The 17,771-nt window shown below is 56.2% G+C and carries 18 protein-coding genes; 6 read left to right on the top strand and 12 right to left on the bottom strand.

The window, feature by feature from the left end:
* Window positions 1-37 precede the first annotated feature (37 nt).
* Both JS46_RS21270 and JS46_RS21265 read left to right on the top strand, forming a co-directional pair.
* Window positions 38-592 carry a sigma-70 family RNA polymerase sigma factor gene (locus JS46_RS21270; RefSeq protein ID WP_033755618.1) on the top strand — a complete coding sequence of 185 codons (555 nt, stop codon included), beginning with the start codon at window positions 38-40 and terminating at the stop codon, window positions 590-592.
* Complete coding sequence (locus tag JS46_RS21265; protein WP_033755617.1) at window positions 579-1,232, top strand: DUF1109 domain-containing protein; 654 nt, start codon at window positions 579-581, stop codon at window positions 1,230-1,232. Before JS46_RS21270 ends, JS46_RS21265 begins: the two co-directional genes overlap by 14 nt.
* Window positions 1,233-1,255: 23 nt before the next feature.
* Here the strand turns inward: JS46_RS21265 and JS46_RS21260 are convergent, their stop codons facing one another.
* Window positions 1,256-2,407 (bottom strand): glycosyltransferase, encoded by a 1,152-nt coding sequence (locus JS46_RS21260; protein ID WP_033755616.1) that lies wholly within the window; start codon window positions 2,405-2,407, stop codon window positions 1,256-1,258.
* Between the two features lie 443 nt (window positions 2,408-2,850).
* Between JS46_RS21260 and JS46_RS21255 the strand changes: the two genes are divergently transcribed.
* The 3 genes from JS46_RS21255 (at window position 2,851) to JS46_RS21250 (ending at window position 4,628) form a co-directional block, all read left to right on the top strand.
* Entirely contained in the window at window positions 2,851-4,071 is a 1,221-nt protein-coding gene (locus tag JS46_RS21255) for an MFS transporter (protein ID WP_033755614.1), read from the top strand.
* Complete coding sequence (locus JS46_RS23665) at window positions 4,071-4,241, top strand: DUF2256 domain-containing protein (RefSeq protein WP_071997469.1); 171 nt, start codon at window positions 4,071-4,073, stop codon at window positions 4,239-4,241. The genes JS46_RS21255 and JS46_RS23665 overlap by 1 nt, the downstream gene beginning before the upstream one ends.
* A gap of 162 nt (window positions 4,242-4,403) precedes the next feature.
* Window positions 4,404-4,628, top strand: a complete 225-nt coding sequence (locus JS46_RS21250) for a hypothetical protein (RefSeq protein ID WP_033755612.1) — start codon at window positions 4,404-4,406, stop codon at window positions 4,626-4,628.
* A 232-nt stretch (window positions 4,629-4,860) separates the two neighbouring features.
* On the opposite strand, the gene JS46_RS21245 is transcribed toward JS46_RS21250, so the two are convergent.
* The 11 genes from JS46_RS21245 to JS46_RS21195 form a co-directional block, all read right to left on the bottom strand.
* Window positions 4,861-5,871 (bottom strand): substrate-binding domain-containing protein, encoded by a 1,011-nt coding sequence (locus tag JS46_RS21245; RefSeq protein WP_033755610.1) that lies wholly within the window; start codon window positions 5,869-5,871, stop codon window positions 4,861-4,863.
* A gap of 29 nt (window positions 5,872-5,900) precedes the next feature.
* Window positions 5,901-7,310 (bottom strand): sucrose-6-phosphate hydrolase, encoded by a 1,410-nt coding sequence (locus JS46_RS21240; RefSeq protein ID WP_033755608.1) that lies wholly within the window; start codon window positions 7,308-7,310, stop codon window positions 5,901-5,903.
* Window positions 7,310-8,680 carry a sucrose-specific PTS transporter subunit IIBC gene (locus tag JS46_RS21235; RefSeq protein WP_033755606.1) on the bottom strand — a complete coding sequence of 457 codons (1,371 nt, stop codon included), beginning with the start codon at window positions 8,678-8,680 and terminating at the stop codon, window positions 7,310-7,312. Before JS46_RS21235 ends, JS46_RS21240 begins: the two co-directional genes overlap by 1 nt.
* Window positions 8,681-8,746: 66 nt before the next feature.
* Window positions 8,747-10,273 carry a carbohydrate porin gene (locus tag JS46_RS21230; protein WP_033755604.1) on the bottom strand — a complete coding sequence of 509 codons (1,527 nt, stop codon included), beginning with the start codon at window positions 10,271-10,273 and terminating at the stop codon, window positions 8,747-8,749.
* A 158-nt stretch (window positions 10,274-10,431) separates the two neighbouring features.
* Window positions 10,432-11,358 carry an aminoimidazole riboside kinase gene (locus JS46_RS21225; RefSeq protein WP_033755602.1) on the bottom strand — a complete coding sequence of 309 codons (927 nt, stop codon included), beginning with the start codon at window positions 11,356-11,358 and terminating at the stop codon, window positions 10,432-10,434.
* A gap of 270 nt (window positions 11,359-11,628) precedes the next feature.
* Entirely contained in the window at window positions 11,629-12,366 is a 738-nt protein-coding gene (locus tag JS46_RS21220; RefSeq protein ID WP_033755601.1) for an anti-sigma factor, read from the bottom strand.
* Window positions 12,363-12,872 (bottom strand): RNA polymerase sigma factor, encoded by a 510-nt coding sequence (locus JS46_RS21215; protein ID WP_227741457.1) that lies wholly within the window; start codon window positions 12,870-12,872, stop codon window positions 12,363-12,365. The genes JS46_RS21220 and JS46_RS21215 overlap by 4 nt, the downstream gene beginning before the upstream one ends.
* A gap of 9 nt (window positions 12,873-12,881) precedes the next feature.
* Complete coding sequence (locus tag JS46_RS21210) at window positions 12,882-13,421, bottom strand: cytochrome b (protein ID WP_033755600.1); 540 nt, start codon at window positions 13,419-13,421, stop codon at window positions 12,882-12,884.
* Complete coding sequence (locus JS46_RS21205) at window positions 13,418-14,476, bottom strand: catalase family peroxidase (RefSeq protein WP_033755598.1); 1,059 nt, start codon at window positions 14,474-14,476, stop codon at window positions 13,418-13,420. Before JS46_RS21205 ends, JS46_RS21210 begins: the two co-directional genes overlap by 4 nt.
* A 138-nt stretch (window positions 14,477-14,614) precedes the next feature.
* Window positions 14,615-15,631, bottom strand: a complete 1,017-nt coding sequence (locus tag JS46_RS21200) for a substrate-binding domain-containing protein (protein ID WP_033755596.1) — start codon at window positions 15,629-15,631, stop codon at window positions 14,615-14,617.
* 74 nt (window positions 15,632-15,705) lie between these two features.
* On the bottom strand, window positions 15,706-17,205 hold the full coding sequence (locus JS46_RS21195; protein WP_033755594.1) for a PTS transporter subunit EIIC: 1,500 nt from the start codon (window positions 17,203-17,205) through the stop codon (window positions 15,706-15,708).
* A gap of 495 nt (window positions 17,206-17,700) precedes the next feature.
* On the opposite strand from JS46_RS21195, the gene JS46_RS23660 reads away from it, so the two are divergent.
* On the top strand, window positions 17,701-17,771 hold a 71-nt coding region (locus JS46_RS23660), incomplete at its 3' end, for an IS1 family transposase (protein WP_001568368.1).

The raw sequence follows: 17,771 nt of genomic DNA, 5'->3' as shown, positions 1-17,771 counted from the left end.
TTAGCCGGGCGGATGGTTCAGCCTTTAAGCGCGGGCGATGCCCGCCACTGACGCGCGCGCTCAGCACTGGCCTCTCTTAATGGCCCGCGCGCAGGCTGGCGATAAAGCCGCCTATAACCAGCTTCTGAAAGCGATGGTGCCCGCCATCCGTGCCCTGGTGCGCAAAAAAATCGCCGACGACGCGCTGGTTGAAGATGTGATTCAGGAGACGCTGCTGGCGATACATCGGGTGCGCCACACTTACGATCCGCGCCGTCCCCTGCTGCCCTGGGTGGCGGCTATCGCTTCGGCAAGGGCGATCGACGCCCTGCGTCAGCGTGGCCGCCAGCATGAAGTGCAGGACGAGGACGTCCTTCACCGCCTGACGACGGAAACGAACGAGGCCGATGCAGGCGAGGACGCGCTAAACGACTGTTTAGGCGCGCTGCCGGCACGTCAGCGACAGATCGTCGAGTCCGTTCACCTGCGCGAACAGAGCCTGGCCCAGGCGGCGGCTGAGGCCAATCTTTCGCTTTCTGCGGTCAAATCGCTTTTGCACCGCGCAATGCTCAACCTGCGTAAATCTGGAAGTGGCAAGCATGAGAAATCATGACCAACTTATCGAACAGCTCAGCGCGTCAGCGCAGCCGGTCAGACGCATCTGGCCAACGGCATGGCGCGTAACTGGCTGGATCGCGGCGGCGCTGCCCTGCGGCGCGCTCGGCAGCTGGGCGCTGCACAGCCGCTACACCGACTGGTCGCAGCCTGGCGCGCCGCTGGCGATAGCGGCCTTGCTGTTGTCTTTTATGCTGGGCGTCGGCGCTATCGCCGGAGCCTTTACCCTTAGCCTGGCGGGACGGAAGCCGCCCGCGCTGCGTTACCTTCTTTTGCCGGCGCTGGCGTGGCTGGCGCTCAATCTCGGCAACATGACCGCCGCGCAGGTGCCCGCTGGCGCAGGACGCTTTGGCGAGGGCATTCACTGCTATCTCTTTATGCTGTGCGCGGGCCTGCCGATGATGGCGATCTCGGTGTTCAGCCTCTATCGTACCCGCTCGCTCTTTCCGGCAAAAAGTCTGGCGCTGGCGGGATGCGGCATCGCTTTTATGTCGTCGATGCTGCTGTCGCTCTGCCACGACACGCAGCTGCATATGATCGATTTTTTAATGCATCTAGCAGCGGGCCTGACGCTGGTTGCGCTCACGGTGGCGACCGGACGTCGCTGGGTCCGTCTGGAAGGCGACGCGCGAATCTGACTCTCGCGGCCCTGCTGCTTGCATCAACGCGCCAGCGCATAAATTGCGTCGAGGCTCTCTTTAAAACGCGCCGGATTATGGTGCGTCTCTATTCGCCGCAGGGCGTTTTGAGAACGGGAGAGAACAGACGCGCGGTCCGCCAGGATCGCCAGCACTTGCGCTTTCAGCTGGGCCACCATCAGACGCCTCAGCGCTATTTTATCCCCAACGGACGCCACGGTGAGTTCAAACATCGCGTTCAGAGGACAGGCGAGGGTCCAGCCCGCGGCGTCTGGATTTATTTCAGGCAGCGCGCGCACGTTGGTGGTGATAACGGGACAGCCGCACGCCTGCATTTCCAGAACGGAAAAGCCATAGGTATCTTGCCAGCTAGGCAGCAGCCCGACATGGGCGCGCTTAAATAACGCGATGAGCTCGCTGTTGGGTCTGGACGTAGCATGAGTAAAAATATTATATCGCGTTAGCGATTGTTCAATTTTACTGTAAAAAGCGGCTTCATCCTGATATTTGCCATGAGCGATGTTATACCTATTGTTAAGATCGCCTGTTATATTCACCTCGACGGTATCGGCATTAATTACCCCTTCTTCGGCCAGCTCGCTAAAAGCGAGCACCACCTCGGCGCCGCCTTTGCGATAAAATTCATTACCAACAAAGGTAAAAATTAGCTTTTTGTCAGGCGTATCGCGCGGCCCGTCATAAAGCACCGGCTGCGGGGGATGCAGCTTATGCATTTTAGGGATGATGGCTGCCGCCTCGTCAGGAAAGGCTTCCAGCAGTTTTAGCTGAATCTGCCTTGCGGCTTCAGACATCGCCACGATCGCCACACACTGCGGCGCGGCGACCAGCCTGAGCGCTTTCTTTAGCGCGGGATTGGCGAGTTTGGGCACGCCCGGCACCGGCAGAACGCGTGGCAGCTCGGTTTCAAAGGTGGCGATCCAGCGCTGCCGGGTCTGAGCCACCTCGTTAAACAGATGGATGACCTGGGTGTCCGCCGGCATAAGGAAACGGAAAGGCCAGAAGATAAAGACCTTATTAGCACGCGCCAGCTTCTGTCTTATTTTATTGATGTAAAGCCATATATTTTTATAACGAAAATCAAGGTAGGTGTACTGCTCGTTAACGATAATGTTTCTTTTTTCCGGGTAGCCGCGCCCGCTCACTATTATTTTCATATAAGCCCCTGATAAAATTCCGGAAGCAACAGGTGACACGCTGAAAAAGCACGCTCAGGTGAAGTGATTATATAATCAACATCTTTTTAATTCCGCCACCGAGTAAAGCAAAGCATAATTATAGGAACATTCCCTTTTTCATTTAATTTATTTAATATTTATTCCTTCGCTCTCGCCTTATCTCTATTTATTATCAGCTAATCCGGTTTGAGCATTTGTCTTTTTTGGTTACACCGGGACGCTATTTATTACTTCTTTACTTAATGCAAACTGATTTATTTATCAGTTAATTTTTTTTATGCGTTATAGACGCGGGTGACAGGGTAGCAGGGCGTTTAGCTGGCCAGTCACCCCTGTTTTTTACGCAACCTCGCTTTCCGTGCCAGGCTTAAACGAAGCGGGGTTTATCCCCGATAATCGTAAACTTATTAACGAGGATGTGTATGACGCTGCGATCGCTTCAGGCGCTCTGTCTGGTAAATTTTTTTATGGCGGACGTGCGGGACGGACTGGGCCCGTTTTTGGGCATCTTCCTCACCGAACATCACTGGCGAGCGGATGATATCGGCTGGGTGATGTCTGCCGGCGGTCTGGCGGGCCTGTTCGCCACGCTTCCCGCCGGACTGATAACGGATGCGACACGCCATAAGCGCCTGCAGCTGATTGTCGGCTCGCTGGTCATTACCGTGTCGACGCTGCTGCTCTGGTATTTTCCCGATTCATGGGTAACGCTTTTTTCGCAGATCCTCACCGGCCTTGCAGCAGCGTTTATCGCGCCCGTGCTGACCGGCATCACGCTTGGCCTGACCGGGCCAGAGGGATTCAGCCGCCAGATGGGCCATAACGAAGCCTTTAACCACGGCGGCAATATGACCGCGGCCATTATCGCCGGGATTTCCGTCGCCTGGTGGGGAACAGGCGCCGTCTTCGTTTTGATGACCGCCATGGCGCTCTGCGCGGCGCTTTCCGTTTTAGCTATCCGGCATGAAGATATCGATCATCGCCTTGCGCGCGGATTAAGCGGCGATGACCACCGGCTTGCGGTGCCCAGGCTTTCGGTAATTCTGCGCAACCCCGCCATTATCATCACCGGATTGACGCTGCTGCTGTTCCATCTCAGCAATGCCGCGCTGCTGCCCATGCTGAGCATGCGTGCCGCCGCCGCCCATGACGGGACGATGCCTGCCGGCGTTTATGCAGCCGCCACCGTGGTGATTTCGCAGTGCGTGATGATCCCGGTAGCCCTGTTTGCCGCCAGCCGCGCGCAAAAGTCGGGCTATTCACTACTGATTACGGCGGCGCTGCTGGTATTGCCGCTGCGCGCTGCTATCGCCTCTGCCTGGCCTGGCGCCCTGGGGATGATCCCGGTTCAGATACTGGATGGCCTGGCGGCCGGACTGCTGGGCGTGGCGGTGCCGGGCTATATTGTTAACGTGCTGGCGGGAAGCGGACATACCAATGCAGGGCAGGGCGCGATTATGCTGATGCAAGGGGCGGGCGCCGCGATGAGTCCGGCGCTGGCGGGCACCATTGCCGCGCGTTACTCCTACAGCACGGCATTCGCGGCGCTGGGCGTTATCGCTCTGACGGCGCTCGCGCTCTGGTGGGTGGGCGGTCGGTTCGAGCGAAGAAGCGATAATGCTGAATTTGAGAGAGGCAAATAATGCGCGTTTTTAAGGGAAACAAACAATCGCTGCCGGTACGCTATTGTAAAAACTGCAAGAAGCCGATGACCTGGCGTAAAAAATGGGAAAAGTGCTGGGATCAGGTGCAGTACTGCTCCGAACGCTGTCGCCGGGAAGCAAAGCGCGGCGCCGACGCTAACCAGGCGTGATGCCGAGAAGCGCAATGGGTGCTCTTCACATAAACATGCAACGATTCCTCAACAGAATGACAACGGTAGTCGTATTACCCTCTACGGGCCTAACATTGCGACTATGCTCATCGGGCTGCTTATCGGCAATGTGCTGTTAATTCTTATGAGGATAGCGTTCAAATGCGTAAACTGTCGTGTTTAGTGATTACCCTGGGCCTGCTGATGTCGGTCGCCTCCCAGGCTGAGGCGAAGGGCTGCCTCAAAGGCGCAGCGGTCGGCGGCGCGGCCGGGCATATCAAAGATCATGCCGTCGCCGGCGCGGCGGCGGGCTGCGCCGTAGGCCATCATATGGCCCATAAAAAAGAGAAAAAGGACGCGGAAAAGAATCAACAGCAGGCGCAGTAAGCTGGGTTTCAGGGCTGCCCGGGCGGCCCTGAGTTCGCCGTGCAGGTGAGGCTGTAAGATCTGAACGGCGCTGTGAGCTATCAGGCGCAGTAAAATAGCGGGTAGCACGGGTTTTGCATAAAGTAGGGTAGCGGACAGAACATCGAGGCGGTATGAATATCGCGATCACATTTAACATAATTATGATTATACGAATCATGATCCAGTGTACACACAAACGGCAAGCCTCAGATTAATGTTTACCACGTAATTTAACGGTTGCCGGTAATACCGTTTGCTGGTTGGTAGGTTCTTCGCCGCCAATCATCGCAGTCAACAGAGTGAAACATTCTTGGGCCAGTCTGGGAACATCTTGCTCAATAGTATCAATCGCGACAGAGAGCGAGTCATAGAGATAGTGATCGTCGAAGCTGGCCATGCGCATATCGCTACTGAGCAAATGGTGCTGGCTCATATAGCGCAAAACGCCTTCCATCAGCCCGCAGGCGGCAGTGAATATCGCTTTAGGAGGACGGCCCAGTCTGGCACAAAGCGCTGCAAACATTTCGTAACCGCTGCTGGGGTGATAAGTACCATGAATGATCCACTCCGGACGAGGCGTGACGCCTGCACGTTCCAGTCCCGCCATAAAGCCCGCAAGACGGTCTCTGGTAGGAGAAAGGCGCGACTGCCCACCCAAAAAATAAATCTCGTCGGGATTAGCGCGCGCCATCCTTTCAACCAGGTCAGAGGTAGGCGTCACAGAGTCGGTGATCACCAGCGGCAGCCTGGTATCGCTCATGTAGCGGTCAAACAGCACCACCGGCAGTTGTTCGCTCAGCTTCACATAGTCGCTGTCGCTGAGCATGCTTGATGCCACAATTAATCCATCTACCTGACGCGCCACAAGGTTATCCACGACCACCCGCTCCTGCCCGGCATTTTCATCCGTACAGGAGATGAGCAATTGTAAACCCGCCTCGCGGCAGAGATTTTCCAGGGCATGAGAGAAAACTGCGAAACCATAATTAGTGATCTCAGGCACCACCAGACCCAGCGTATGGCTGCGATTCTCACGTAACAGGCGCGCATGGATACTCGCCTGGTAGTGATGTTCACGCGCCAGCGTTAGTACTCTTTCGCGCGTCTCTTTCGCTACGCGCAACTCTTTGCCCCGGCCATTCAGTACCAGGCTGGCGGTTGCTTTAGATACGCCTGCCAACGCGGCGATATCGGCAATGGTAACGCGTCTGGTTTTTTTCACATCAATGCGACATTTAATGAAACAATGACTTATTCTACCATGAGGTGACGCAACGGCCAGTAGCGGGCATTCACTTCTTCGTCGCCGATCAGCGTGAGTTGCGCGTGATGCGCCGGAAAATAGCGGCTGCTCATCACGCCTTCACCCTCATTGATAAAAATTTCAACGCTGGAGTGATCGCATAATATATGCAGCTCAGTAACCGCTCCACGCCAGTAGCGATAGTGCCATTCGCCGCTCACCAAACTGCGCCGGGCGAGACGCAATCCTTCTCCATGCCAGTCCAGATACAAAGTTTCAGCAAAATTCAGCGTAATACCGCCCGACCCCGTAAGCACCAGTTCCAGCCGCTGCGCTGCTAACACCGGGGCGCCGCTTGCCCGACCGTAATAACGGTGTTCGTCGCCGCGCAATGCCTGCAATTCAGCGACCGGTCGCTGCAGAAGACGGCCATCACGCGCGTCAAGTTCGCGCACGCAAGTCATCTGGTGGAGCCAGGATTGCGCAATTGTTGGCTGGTACATCTCTTCGCCGTCCGGCACGCCCATCCAGCCAATCAACAGCCGCCGTCCGTCGGCGGTAAGCGTGGTTTGCGGGGCGTAGAACTCAAAGCCAGCATCAAGCTCGTGAAAGGGTCCATGAGCGAAGTCGGCGGTGTCGTAATTAAAATTGCCAGCGAGCCAGGCACTGGCATGTGCGTTGAGAAAGCGCTGCTCTTCATGTGCAATGCCCTGCGGGCAGCAAATCAGGAAAGTCGTCTCCCCAAGAGTAAACAAATCTGGGCATTCCCACATATAGCCAGCGTCGCCCAGCCCGTTCAGACCGCTGCCGGCAATCTCGCCTAAAGGGTGCCAGTGATGCAAATCTGCAGAGCGCAGCAGCAGCACCTTGCCCTGCTTATGGCTGTCTTGTGCCCCGAGCACCATGTACCACTGATCGCCATGCCGCCATACTTTTGGGTCGCGAACATGTCCGGTATATCCCTCCGGCAGCGCGATAACCGGCCCCAGCTTATCGAAACAGCCCGCCTCATTTTGGACGGCCAGACATTGCCAGGCGGTGCGCGATCCGTCGTCAAATTTCACGTTGCCGGTGTAGATCAGCGTCAACACGCCGTTATCATCCACGGCGCTGCCAGAGTAGCAGCCGCTGCGGTCAAAGGCTTCATCAGGCATCAGCGCAATCGGCTCATGCTGCCAGTGGAGCAGATCGGTGGAACTCCAGTGTCCCCAGCATTTAAATTTGTGTTCACAGCCCAACGCATTCCACTGATAGAAGAGATGATAGCGACCAGCGAAATTGATAAAGCCATTGGGATCGTTAAGCAGCCCCGTTACCGGCGCAAGGTGCCAGCCAGGATAGTGGGGATCGCTGAGTGCCTTCGGCTGACCACGCATCACTGCGTTAAGAATTTGGGGTAACAGTGTGGTCGAGCCCATTAGTCTGCATCCGTTTGGTATTTGAGCAAATAAGAGAGAATAAACGCAGCGCTAAATGCGATCACCATGCCAGTCGCATAATTGAGCAGTGAGCTTGCCTGCACGATCGCCATGCCAGGAATACCGGTCAGGCCTACTGCGGTCATTGAAACATGCATTGATACCACCCAGGCCCCGCCTAACGCGCCGCCGACCATTCCGGCAATGAACGGCTTCATAAAGCGCAGATTAATACCAAAAATAGCCGCTTCCGTAATGCCGAGCAGTGCGGAGAAGCCGGATGGCAGCGAAATCGCCTTGATTTTGACATTTTTGGTTTTGAACCAGACCGCCAGACAGGCGCCGCCCTGCGCCACATTCGCCATTGCCCAGATCGGCAGCAGGAAATTAACGCCAATCGACGGATTGCCAAGCAGCCCTGCCTCTATGGCATGGAAGCTGTGATGCACGCCGGTAATAACAATCACCGAGTACAGGCCGCCGAAGAGTAATCCAGCCAGCCAGCCCGCATGAGCAATGAGTGTGCTGAGCACAAATGAAATGCCGTCACCGAGCATACGGCCTGCCGGACCGATAATAAGTAGCGCAATGAAGCCGGAAATGATTACCGTCAGGAACGGCGTGAGGATCAGATCAAGTGCATCCGGAATCACCCGGCGCAGCTGTTTCTCCAGAATACTCATAAACCACACCGCCAGCAGTACCGGGAATACGGTGCCCTGATAGCCGATCATCGCCACTTCTATGCCGAAGAAGTTCATTGTGTGGTATCCGGCCGCTACGCCCCAGGCATTTGTCAGCGCAGGGTGTGTCAGAATGCCGCCCAGCGTGGCGCCGAGGAACGGGTTACCGCCAAATTCTCGCGCAGCGGTGAAGCCAATCAGGACTGGCAGAATGATGAATGCCGCCGAGCTGCACATATCCAGCATGATATAGAGCGCATTGTCAGGGTTTACCCAGCCGTAAGTTTTTACCATTCCCAGCAGTCCCATCAGCAGGCCGGATGCAACGATGGCCGGAATGATTGGGACAAATATATTCGACAGCAGACGCGCGATGCGCTGGAAGGGGTGGAGCTTGCGCGCGGCGATATCAGCCGCTTCTGACTTACTGGCTTCACTAATGCCGGCTTCGCGAATAAAGGCAGCGTAGACTTTATTAACCACGCCGGTGCCAAAGATCACCTGCAATTGTCCCGCATTGCGAAAACATCCTTTAACGCCCTCAATTTTTCCAATTGCGGCGGTATCCGCTTTGGCATCATCCACCAGCACCAGGCGCAAGCGCGTTGCACAGTGCGCCGCGCTGGCAATATTTTCTCGGCCTCCTAGCAACGGCAGCAGCGCGCGCGAGATGTTCACAAAATCCATAATGACCTCAGTTTTTCATTTTAATGCCAACAAAAGGGAACAGGGCCCCCGTGGGGGGCCGCAATATCAGAACCAGGTTTCCATCTGTACGCCGACATTCCACTCACCACCGGCCTTAAAGCCGCTGCTGCCAAAGGCATCATCTGTGGCGTAGTTATCCAGGCGGTGATCCCAGTCCATCCAGCTGGCGAACAGGCGGATTTCAGGACGTTTTAGAAATTCCCCGACGTCGCTCGCCTTCAGCGTCGGCGCCATGGTTAATTTGTAGAAGTTGCCGCTAACGGCGTTGCGGTTGTTGTAGCCTGCAGGACGCAGATCCATATACTGCCAGGAGCCTTCATACTGCATCTCGAAATTCTGGGTAATTTCCTGAATCAGACGCAGGTTAGCGGTAACCCATTTATAGCTGTCGCTTTTGACGTAACGGTCTTTACTGCTTTGCGCCAGTAGCGCCGGTGCGACATGCCAGCCCTCGCCGAGCGGCGTCATGCCATAACTGGCCAGACGCCAGGTATCAGCTTCCGGCAGCAATGCGCCATCGGCACCGATGGTTTTCACCTCAGCGCCTAAGCCGTGACCATAGAGCAGAGCGGTTTTCGATGACCCTTCACGCAGGCCATAGAAGCTATCGCTGTGTAGTCCGATTAGCGCATGCACACCGTTGTTCGCTGCATCGTTTTTAACGCGATTGCCGTCAATATCGGTGCGCTCATTATTATCTTTAGCGCGCATGCCGCTCACCATCAGCTGCAGCGGCCCTACAAAATTATTCAGAGACAGAATGTAATTCTGTGCGGTGTTGTCATTATTCTCGATATCACCGAAGGTACGACCGTAAATCGCCAGGTTGCTGCGCGCTTCGTCGCTCCACTTGACGTCATAGATGCCTGCGCCGGTGCCAGCAAGAAACACCACGTCAGAATCAATCCAGTGAATATCGAAGTTATCGCGATCAAAGCGCTTACCAGCCCAGACGGTACTGTCTTTGAACGCACCAGTGAACGTGGGCAACTGTCCAAGTTCCACGAAAGCCTGACGCAGGTTGAGATCGCTGCTGGCGGCACTCCAGTCATTGTAGGTTCGCTGACCGTCGGCCAGCATCGCCTTGAACCTGGTCGTCGCGCCGTTAGCGAGGATTTGCTTATGTTCGAGATTAAGCTCAACGTAGGTATCGGGTTCGTTGCCGAGTCGGCCAACGTGACCGCCGGTTTCTCCTGCCGGCGTGACGGTCGGGCCGCCCTGCGTTTTTGCTGCGGAGCTATTCATCAGCAGCCCTGAACGCGCGTAGCCATGGAATTCAAATCCATCTGTATTATTCCTGCTACTCTGTTCTGGTTTCTCGGCGCGCGGTTCTCTCTGTTCGTTCACGATCTGGGGCTGCTGTTGCTGCTGTTGCGCGGCAGTCAGCTTCTGTGCCTGATTCTCAGCAGCCAGCGCGCGGTATTCCGCAGCACTGGCCCGCTGTTCAGCTGCAGCCAGGCGTTTTTCCATTGCCGCGAGACGCGCTTCAATACTTTCCATGGAGTTAGCCGCCCAGGCGGGGCCAGAACTCAATAATGTGCCGAGGCTAAGCGCTAAAAGACGTTTTTTCACTGGTTTGCATCCCTGAGGTAAGGCCATCATCAATAAAACGTTATTGCTAAACCGATTTAGGTCAGCATCATAGTTGTGCTGATTTTGAAAGCGCAACGGAATTTGCTAAACCGGTTTAGTTGATGTGAGGCATGTCTCAAAACAGGGAGTAAAAGCGATTACTGACTGAGGTGATCCTGCAGTTGCGGGTAATCAGGCAAAGCTGTCATTGCCCCTTTGGCTGTTGTCGCAAGCGCGCCGCATGCCTGTGCGCACTGCAGACGTGCCGCCAGTTGCGCAGCATCAGCAGGAAGCCCGTTCTGCGCAAGTCCCCATAACAGCCCTGCGACAAAGGCATCGCCAGCACCGGTTGTATCGATGCTGAGTACGGGCTTCGCCGGATAGTGAACAAGCCCGTCGTTATACCAGGCCCATACGCCTGCGCTACCCTGAGTGACCAACAGTAATCTGATCGCAAAATGCTTCGCCAGCTCCTCGATAGCGGCTTCAACGTCGGCGCAATCCGCTATCCATATCAGCTCTTCCTCGGAAAGCTTCACAACATCTGCCAGTTGAAGTGCCTGCCTGATACAGCGATGGAGTTCAGCTTTATCCTGCCAAAGATCGAGTCGAATATTGGGGTCAAAACTGACATAGCCGCCTGCGTCACGCACTGATTTCATTGCCTGTAAGGTGGTGCTTCTAGAGGGTTCCTGAAGCAGTGCAATTGAGCAACAGTGTAACCAGTCGTGAGGGATAAACTGAGGAAGATCATGGCGTTCCAGAAATAAGTCCGCGCCTGGGCGAACCATAAATGTGAAGGTACGTTCACCCTCGGCGTCCAGGGCTACTACCACGGTTGAAGTGCGGTGCGTCTTATCCATCAACATGCAGGAGACATCCACATTTTCCCTCTCAAGCACTTGTCGCAAAAAGCGTCCGAAAGGATCGTCTCCCACACGGCCAATAAATCGACTGTTTCCTCCAAGCCGGGCGATTCCCACCGCCACGTTAGCCGGCGCGCCTCCAGGACATTGCAGGAGACGCCCGTCCTCTTCAGGAAGCAAATCAACCACCGCATCACCTAAACACCAGATTCGATTCATCAGTAAACTCCAGTAAAAAGCTAAACCGATTTAGCTATGTGGCGATAGTATGCATTAAGGATTTGGACATTGTCACGGCTGTTAATAATGCCAGGCAGCAGGTAAAGGCAGATAACAGATTTGGATGGCGCTCTTACAAAGGATGCCCGGTTCCATGATAGTGTCCCCAGCCCCTTCTCCGGCTCAAACAACCGGGATAAAGAGAGAGCCGGGCATGTTGGCGTAGCGGTTATGATTTAGCTGACGTTATTGTCGATGGGCTTCCTGATATCACCCCGTTACTTCTGAGAGCGCTTTACGCACGTCGCCGGTCGCCGCCGCATCAAGCGGCGTGACCAGGGCATAATTGTAATGCTCATCACTCCAGTACTGCGCCATCACATTCTCGGCTTTGCGCTCGCCGTGCGGCAGCTTAACCGGACTGAGCGGCCGGATATACCAGGCGAGGCGGGTGCCGTGCGCATCCTGATACATCACCAGCGCCGCCGGGCCCTGCGCCGTTGCTATCAGGCGCGCGCCGAGCGGTTTAAAGCCATACTGCTCCAGATTAGGCGGCAAATTGCCGTTGATAAAATAGCGCCCGACCCAGCTCGCCAGCTCGTTTTGCTGGCTGGCGACCACGTCCATCGGCGTCAGCGTCGCATTGCCGAACAGCTTATAGGCCTGCACCGCATCTTCCATCGGCAAATGACCGGCCATTTGCGAATCTTTCAGCTGCCAGCCGGTAAAGCCGCCGACGCTAAGGGATAGAACCAATACGCAGGCAAGCGCCAGCTTTCGCTGCCGCTGCTGCCGCGCACGGCGGCGAAAAGCGTGCGGCTCGGGCGTTTCCAGCGTCTGCTTTTGCTGGTGCATCGCCTGCCGCAAAAGCTGCATCTCATAACGCATCTCCGCCACGCGTCCGGCAGCCTGAGGATCCTCCGCCAGATACCGCTCGACGCGTCGTGCGGTAGCGTCATCCGCTTCGCCATCTATCCAGGCGTGCAGATCCTCTTCGTCGGGTTTCATTTCAGTCTCCTTAGGGGTAACGGCTTGACCTTGCCTTCTAATTTCTCATGCAGCAGTTTTCGCGCCCGGGAGAGACGCGACATCACCGTTCCCAGCGGGATATCCAGCGTCTCGGCCGCCTCTTTATAGCTCAGCCCCTCCACGCTCACCAGCAGCAGTATGGCGCGATAATCGGTCGGCAACGTCGCGAACAACGCCAGCGTATCGTCTGCAATCGCCATCGACTCCGTAGAGCTACTCAACGCCTCCTCGCCGGTAAAAAAGGCGAGAAGCGTTCGATAGCGCTTCCGCCGCCGTTCGCCGTCGATAAACTGCCGATAAAGAATGGCAAACAGCCAGGCGCGCAGGCTCTGCTCATCCCGGCTCTGCGGCGTTCGCGTCAATGCCTTGATTAAACAGCTTTGCACTAAATCATCAGCGCTGTGCGGGCTGCGGGTCAGCCACAGCGCGAAGCGTTGCAGATGCGGCATCACGTCCCGGATCTCTTCGTCAGTCAGCTGCGACACAGGCTTTCCTCAGCGTTTGCGGGTTCCCGCCATACTGTTAAACACACCGTCGCGCAGTACCAGCGCATGCAGTAACGCCGCCGCCAGATGCGCCATGATGGTCAGGAAGAGCAACAGCGCGACGATGGAATGCAGCGGACGCAACAGCGCGTACCAGTCGTTATTCACCGGCACGATGGCCGGCAATACGAATCCGCCGCCGAGGGTCACCGGATAGCCCGCCGCCGAAAGCATCGCCCAGCCAATCAGCGGCTGAGCCAGCATCATTGCATACAGCGCCCAGTGCGACAGGTGCGCCAGGGCGCGCTGCCAGGCGGGAATCGAGCCGGGCAGCGGCGGAATGGCGGTATAAAAGCGCAGCCACAGCCGAACCACCACCAGCACGAATATCATCAGGCCCAGCGGCTTGTGAATCGCCACCAGCAGGCCGTGCAGCGAGGAGACGGTCGACACCATCGCCACACCGATAAATAACATAGTCATTATCGCCAGCGCCATTAGCCAGTGCACCAGACGCAGCGCGGGATGAAAATAGGTTACCTGTTTCATAATGGATGACCTGCCTGTTCAGACTGTTCGCGGGTGCGCTGGTTATAGGATTTGGCATAGGCCGCGGAGCGCGCATTCAGTAAGGGATCGTCGGAGGCGGCGATGCCATCGGGCAGAATCAGCGGATCGTAATTGATATCGTTGCACGGGCCCTGCTGCTGAGGCAGCGAACGGGTCACCACCAGCGTCCCGGCATTAATGGTCTGGCGATCGGCAGGCCAGACTTTCGATGCGTCGTTACCCGCATCGCCCGCGCCAGCCAGGGTTACCATCAGATCCCATTTCAGCGGCCCGTTCGCCAGACGCTGCGCAAGATCCTTTTGCAGGAAATCTTTGTCGGTTTTCCCTTCCGCGGTCTCTGGCTGACGGGGCGTTTGCGCCACCATACTCCAGCGCACCAGATGCGCAGCGCTGGATTTGTCGATAAAACGGAAGGCATTCAGGCTGTTGAAGCTGTCGCTGCTCCAGCTGGACGAGGGCACGTACCCTTTTATCCAGGCGAGGAAAGGTTTGATTTCCGGATGCTGAAGCACAAAGGCTTTCATTCTGGCCGGATCTGGTTTGCCGGTAGCCGGATCGGGTCGCGAAGCGACCTGCTGATCGTAGAACCCCTGCACGGTGGCAACCGGAAAGAACGGGATCGCATTCATGCCGGTACGCCACTGCTGTCCGTCCGCCTGTTGAAACAGCAGCGCCATACTGCGCACCGGAACGGCATAATCGGGCGCCCCGGGGTTGCCGCCGGCGATGGCAAAGCGCCCCGTTACCGGCGTCGTCGCGCCCTGCGCGAACAGCGGCGCGCGCGAGAAGACGCTGGCGTTGCCGGTTGCCCTAAACTCGCCGATGATGCAGACCCCTTTGGCGTGATTGCGCCGATACCCAGGATGTTCGCCGCCGGACTGCTGCAATGCCGTAACCAGCTTATCGGCGGAGAGACGCTGCGGCGCCAGCCAGCCGCCGGCCCATAAAAAGACGATGATCAGCGCCAGCGGAACCATGCCGACCAGCGCGAGGCGCGCGACTTTCTGGCCGGTGGAAAGTGAAGAGTTCGTCATAGGATAGGATCGCCTGTTTGCAAAGAGCGCATAAGACGAACCAGCGACAGCTTTATTCCCGAGGCATAAGATTTTTTTTCGGCTGCGGGGAAACCGCTCAGGCTGTCGGTGACGACGTGGAAAACAAGCGGAGCGGCGTCATGCAGACTCGCGCACGACAAGTTCGCCGCTCAGCAAGATGCGCTGCCTGGGCAAACCAGGATCCCGGATGTTGCTGACAATCAGCTCTACCGCCTGCCGTCCGGTTTCCTCGCTCGCGGATGAGACGTAGGTCAAGGAGGGAGACGTAAGATTGACCTGCAGCATATCCTCAAAGCCGACCAGTGCGACCTGCTGCGTCAGGAAGAGATCCTTGCCTAAAGTGCGCCCGACCTGCTGAATGCCGTTAAGACAGCCAATCAGCGCCGTCGACGAATGACAGAGCAGTGCGGTAAGGGTGTTGTTTTTTTCCAGCAGGTGGCGCGTCGCCAGACTCGCCGCAAAGGTATCGTCGCTGCAGGCAGGCGCGAGCTCGTCCTTGTGCGCAATACCGTTTTGCAGCAGGCTGGCCCGCAGCCCCTGCAGACGCTGCGTGCGCAGCAGCGAATCCGCTTCGCCGCCGATATAGCCGATATTACGATGGCCGCGATCCAGCAGATAGCGCGTCGCCAGCGCCGCAGCCTGTCGATTGTCGCGCATTACCAGATTGCACGTTTCGCTGATTAGCGTCTGCGAGACCACCACGAACGGTAAGGGGCAGTGTCGCAGCCGCTCCGGCACGGTGGGATTAACGGTGTCGGACGTCAGGTAGATAATGCCTGCGACGCCCTGCTGTTTAAACGAGAGCAGGCAGCGTTCCAGGCTCGCCTCGTCATCGTGCGGCTGACCGAGAAACAGCATAAATCCCTTTTTCTCGAGCTCTTTAACCACGCTCGCCATCACCTTAACGGTATAGCTGTCGCTGAAGTCGCAGAGGATAAGCCCTATCAGATTAGAGGTGCTGGCGCGCAGGTTGGCGGCGGCGACGTTATGCACGTACCCCAGCCGCTGGATAGCGGCCTGAACCTTCTCGATAGTCGCATCGGAAATCTTGCCTTTCTGCCGTAAAACCAGCGAAACGGTAGAGACCGATACGCTAGCCTCTTTAGCCACATCGATGATGCTGACTTTTTTCAAACCTGCTCCTGATAACAATCCGATCCATTATTCCAGCGCGCGCTCCCGCCGAAGCCGGAGAGCGCCGCTGCCTGCTATTTGGCCATCATGGTCGACATCGTCTGCGCGATAAACTGCGCACGGGCGCCGAAAATAACCTGAATGCCCGTATCACCGACAAAGACCACTCCGCGCGCGCCGACGCCGTTAAGGCCATCCTTATCGACCAGTTCGCTTTTCACTACCTCAAGCCGCAAACGGGTGATGCAGGATCCGACAGTATTGATATTTTGCGCCCCGCCAAGCAAGCCGATAATTTCGGTCGCAATCTCGTTATCCGATTTATCGTTCATATTGGCCGTCACAAGGGTGCGGCCTGGCGTTTTGATATCAAAGCGGCGGATAACATAGCGGAACGTAAAGTAGTAAATCAGTCCCATCGGCACGCCGATGATCACGGCGTTGAGGAAGTGGGTCTGATAACCGTTGAACGAGGGCAGAATGCCGAATGAGAGGTAGTCGATAAATCCGGCGGAAAATGATTTAGCGATATGCGCATGCATCAGATACATCATCATGTAGGCCAGCCCCGCCATGATGGCGTTAAACACGTAGAGGATCGGCGCGACAAAGATAAAGGTGAACTCAACCGGTTCGGTTATCCCCGTCAGGAAGCAGGTGAGCGCGGCGGAGAAGAGGATCCCGGCGGCGATTTTTTTATTGGCCGTTTGCGCTTCGTGATACATCGCCAGGCAGGCGGCAGGCAAAGCAAAGAGCATCAGCGGGAACTCGCCCTGCATGAACTTGCCGGCGTTCTGATAGGAGTCGCTGCTGAAGGATTTAACGCCCTCTTCCAGCATCTTAAACCAGATCGTCTGGTCGCCGTGGATCACCTGGCCGGCGTGCGTGGTGTAGTCGCCGAACGAATACCAGAAAGAGGGATACCAGATATGATGGAGCCCGAGCGGAATCAACGCGCGCTCCACTAACCCGAAAATAAAGGTGGAGGCCGCCTGATTATCGCCGTTCACCACCACAGAAAGCGCATCGATGCCCGACTGGATATGCTGCCAGATATAGGGCAGCAGCAGCCCCATCAGAAAGGATAAGCAGGCCGTAGCGATGGCGACGAAGCGCTTGCCCGAAAAGAAGCCGAGGAACTCAGGCAGCTGCAGCGTGTGAAAGCGGTTATAGCACCAGGCGGCCAGGATGCCGCAGAGCAGACCGCCAAACACCCCCATTTGCAGCGTGGGTATGCCGACCACCATCGCATATTTTCCTCCTTGCGACGCCATCTCCGGGGTAATGCCCATTACCGTGCCGATAGTGATATTGGTAATAAAAACCGAGACGGCGGCGGAGAGCGCCGCAATGCCCGACTCAGACGCCAGCCCGACGGCGGAGCCGATGGCGAACAGCATCGGCAGGTTGTCGAAGATGACGCCGCCGGCGTTCATCATCAGCGGCAGATGGAATTTGTCACCGAATGCCAGCAGCAGACCAGCGGCTGGCAACAGCGAGATAGGCAGCATAAGCGCGCGGCCGATCATCGATAGTTTGGATAACGACTTTATCAATCCTGAGAACAGACTCATGCTGCTTTCCCCGATTTAAGACCCTGGATGACACTTTTTAAGTGCTGTTATAAGTGGTAGAACGTTCTACTAGAACGTTCTACTCATCATTCGAGAAGCCTGTTCAACAGGCAACTGATATTTGGCCTTCAGCCAGAGGATTTACTGATATTTTTGAAGTGGATCGTAAAAGCTGGGCTGCGTACCTGAACGCGCCCGCTTTTTGAGCCAGAGAGTGAAGAGCACGTGCCGAAGGAATGCCTGAGGTCATCGTCACCCCATGAACGGGATGGAAAGAGGCAGTGTGAGTCGCTTAGCAGGGTGATACAGCGCATAAATACGCTCTGCTAATCAGGGCTCGCCGGTATTGATGAAGCAGAAAAGGCGAATTTTTCCTGTTCACTGCGAACACTTATAAAAAAGCGCGATTTCATTCAACAATGTGAACAACGCTCATTCTGGGTGATGCTGCCAACTTACTGATTTAGTGTATGATGGTGTTTTTGAGGTGCTCCAGTGGCTTCTGTTTCTATCAGCTGTCCCTCCTGTTCAGCTACTGACGGGGTGGTGCGTAACGGCAAAAGCAC

This window comes from Pantoea sp. NGS-ED-1003 (assembly GCF_000738765.1).
Lineage (GTDB): Bacteria > Pseudomonadota > Gammaproteobacteria > Enterobacterales > Enterobacteriaceae > Pantoea > Pantoea septica.
The sequence above is the reverse complement of the archived record's forward strand: the minus strand, read 5'-3'. Positions and strand labels throughout refer to the sequence as shown.

Bases quoted from the DNA above. Each gene is read 5' to 3' on its own strand.
- JS46_RS21270 (WP_033755618.1), top strand. From the start codon at position 38: ATGCCCGCCACTGACGCGCGCGCTCAGCACTGGCCTCTCTTAATGGCC.
- JS46_RS21265 (WP_033755617.1), top strand. From the start codon at position 579: ATGAGAAATCATGACCAACTTATCGAACAGCTCAGCGCGTCAGCGCAG.
- JS46_RS21260 (WP_033755616.1), bottom strand. From the start codon at position 2,407: ATGAAAATAATAGTGAGCGGGCGCGGCTACCCGGAAAAAAGAAACATT.
- JS46_RS21255 (WP_033755614.1), top strand. From the start codon at position 2,851: ATGACGCTGCGATCGCTTCAGGCGCTCTGTCTGGTAAATTTTTTTATG.
- JS46_RS23665 (WP_071997469.1), top strand. From the start codon at position 4,071: ATGCGCGTTTTTAAGGGAAACAAACAATCGCTGCCGGTACGCTATTGT.
- JS46_RS21250 (WP_033755612.1), top strand. From the start codon at position 4,404: ATGCGTAAACTGTCGTGTTTAGTGATTACCCTGGGCCTGCTGATGTCG.
- JS46_RS21240 (WP_033755608.1), bottom strand. From the start codon at position 7,310: ATGGGCTCGACCACACTGTTACCCCAAATTCTTAACGCAGTGATGCGT.
- JS46_RS21235 (WP_033755606.1), bottom strand. From the start codon at position 8,680: ATGGATTTTGTGAACATCTCGCGCGCGCTGCTGCCGTTGCTAGGAGGC.
- JS46_RS21225 (WP_033755602.1), bottom strand. From the start codon at position 11,358: ATGAATCGAATCTGGTGTTTAGGTGATGCGGTGGTTGATTTGCTTCCT.
- JS46_RS21220 (WP_033755601.1), bottom strand. From the start codon at position 12,366: ATGAAACCCGACGAAGAGGATCTGCACGCCTGGATAGATGGCGAAGCG.
- JS46_RS21210 (WP_033755600.1), bottom strand. From the start codon at position 13,421: ATGAAACAGGTAACCTATTTTCATCCCGCGCTGCGTCTGGTGCACTGG.
- JS46_RS21205 (WP_033755598.1), bottom strand. From the start codon at position 14,476: ATGACGAACTCTTCACTTTCCACCGGCCAGAAAGTCGCGCGCCTCGCG.
- JS46_RS21195 (WP_033755594.1), bottom strand. From the start codon at position 17,205: ATGAGTCTGTTCTCAGGATTGATAAAGTCGTTATCCAAACTATCGATG.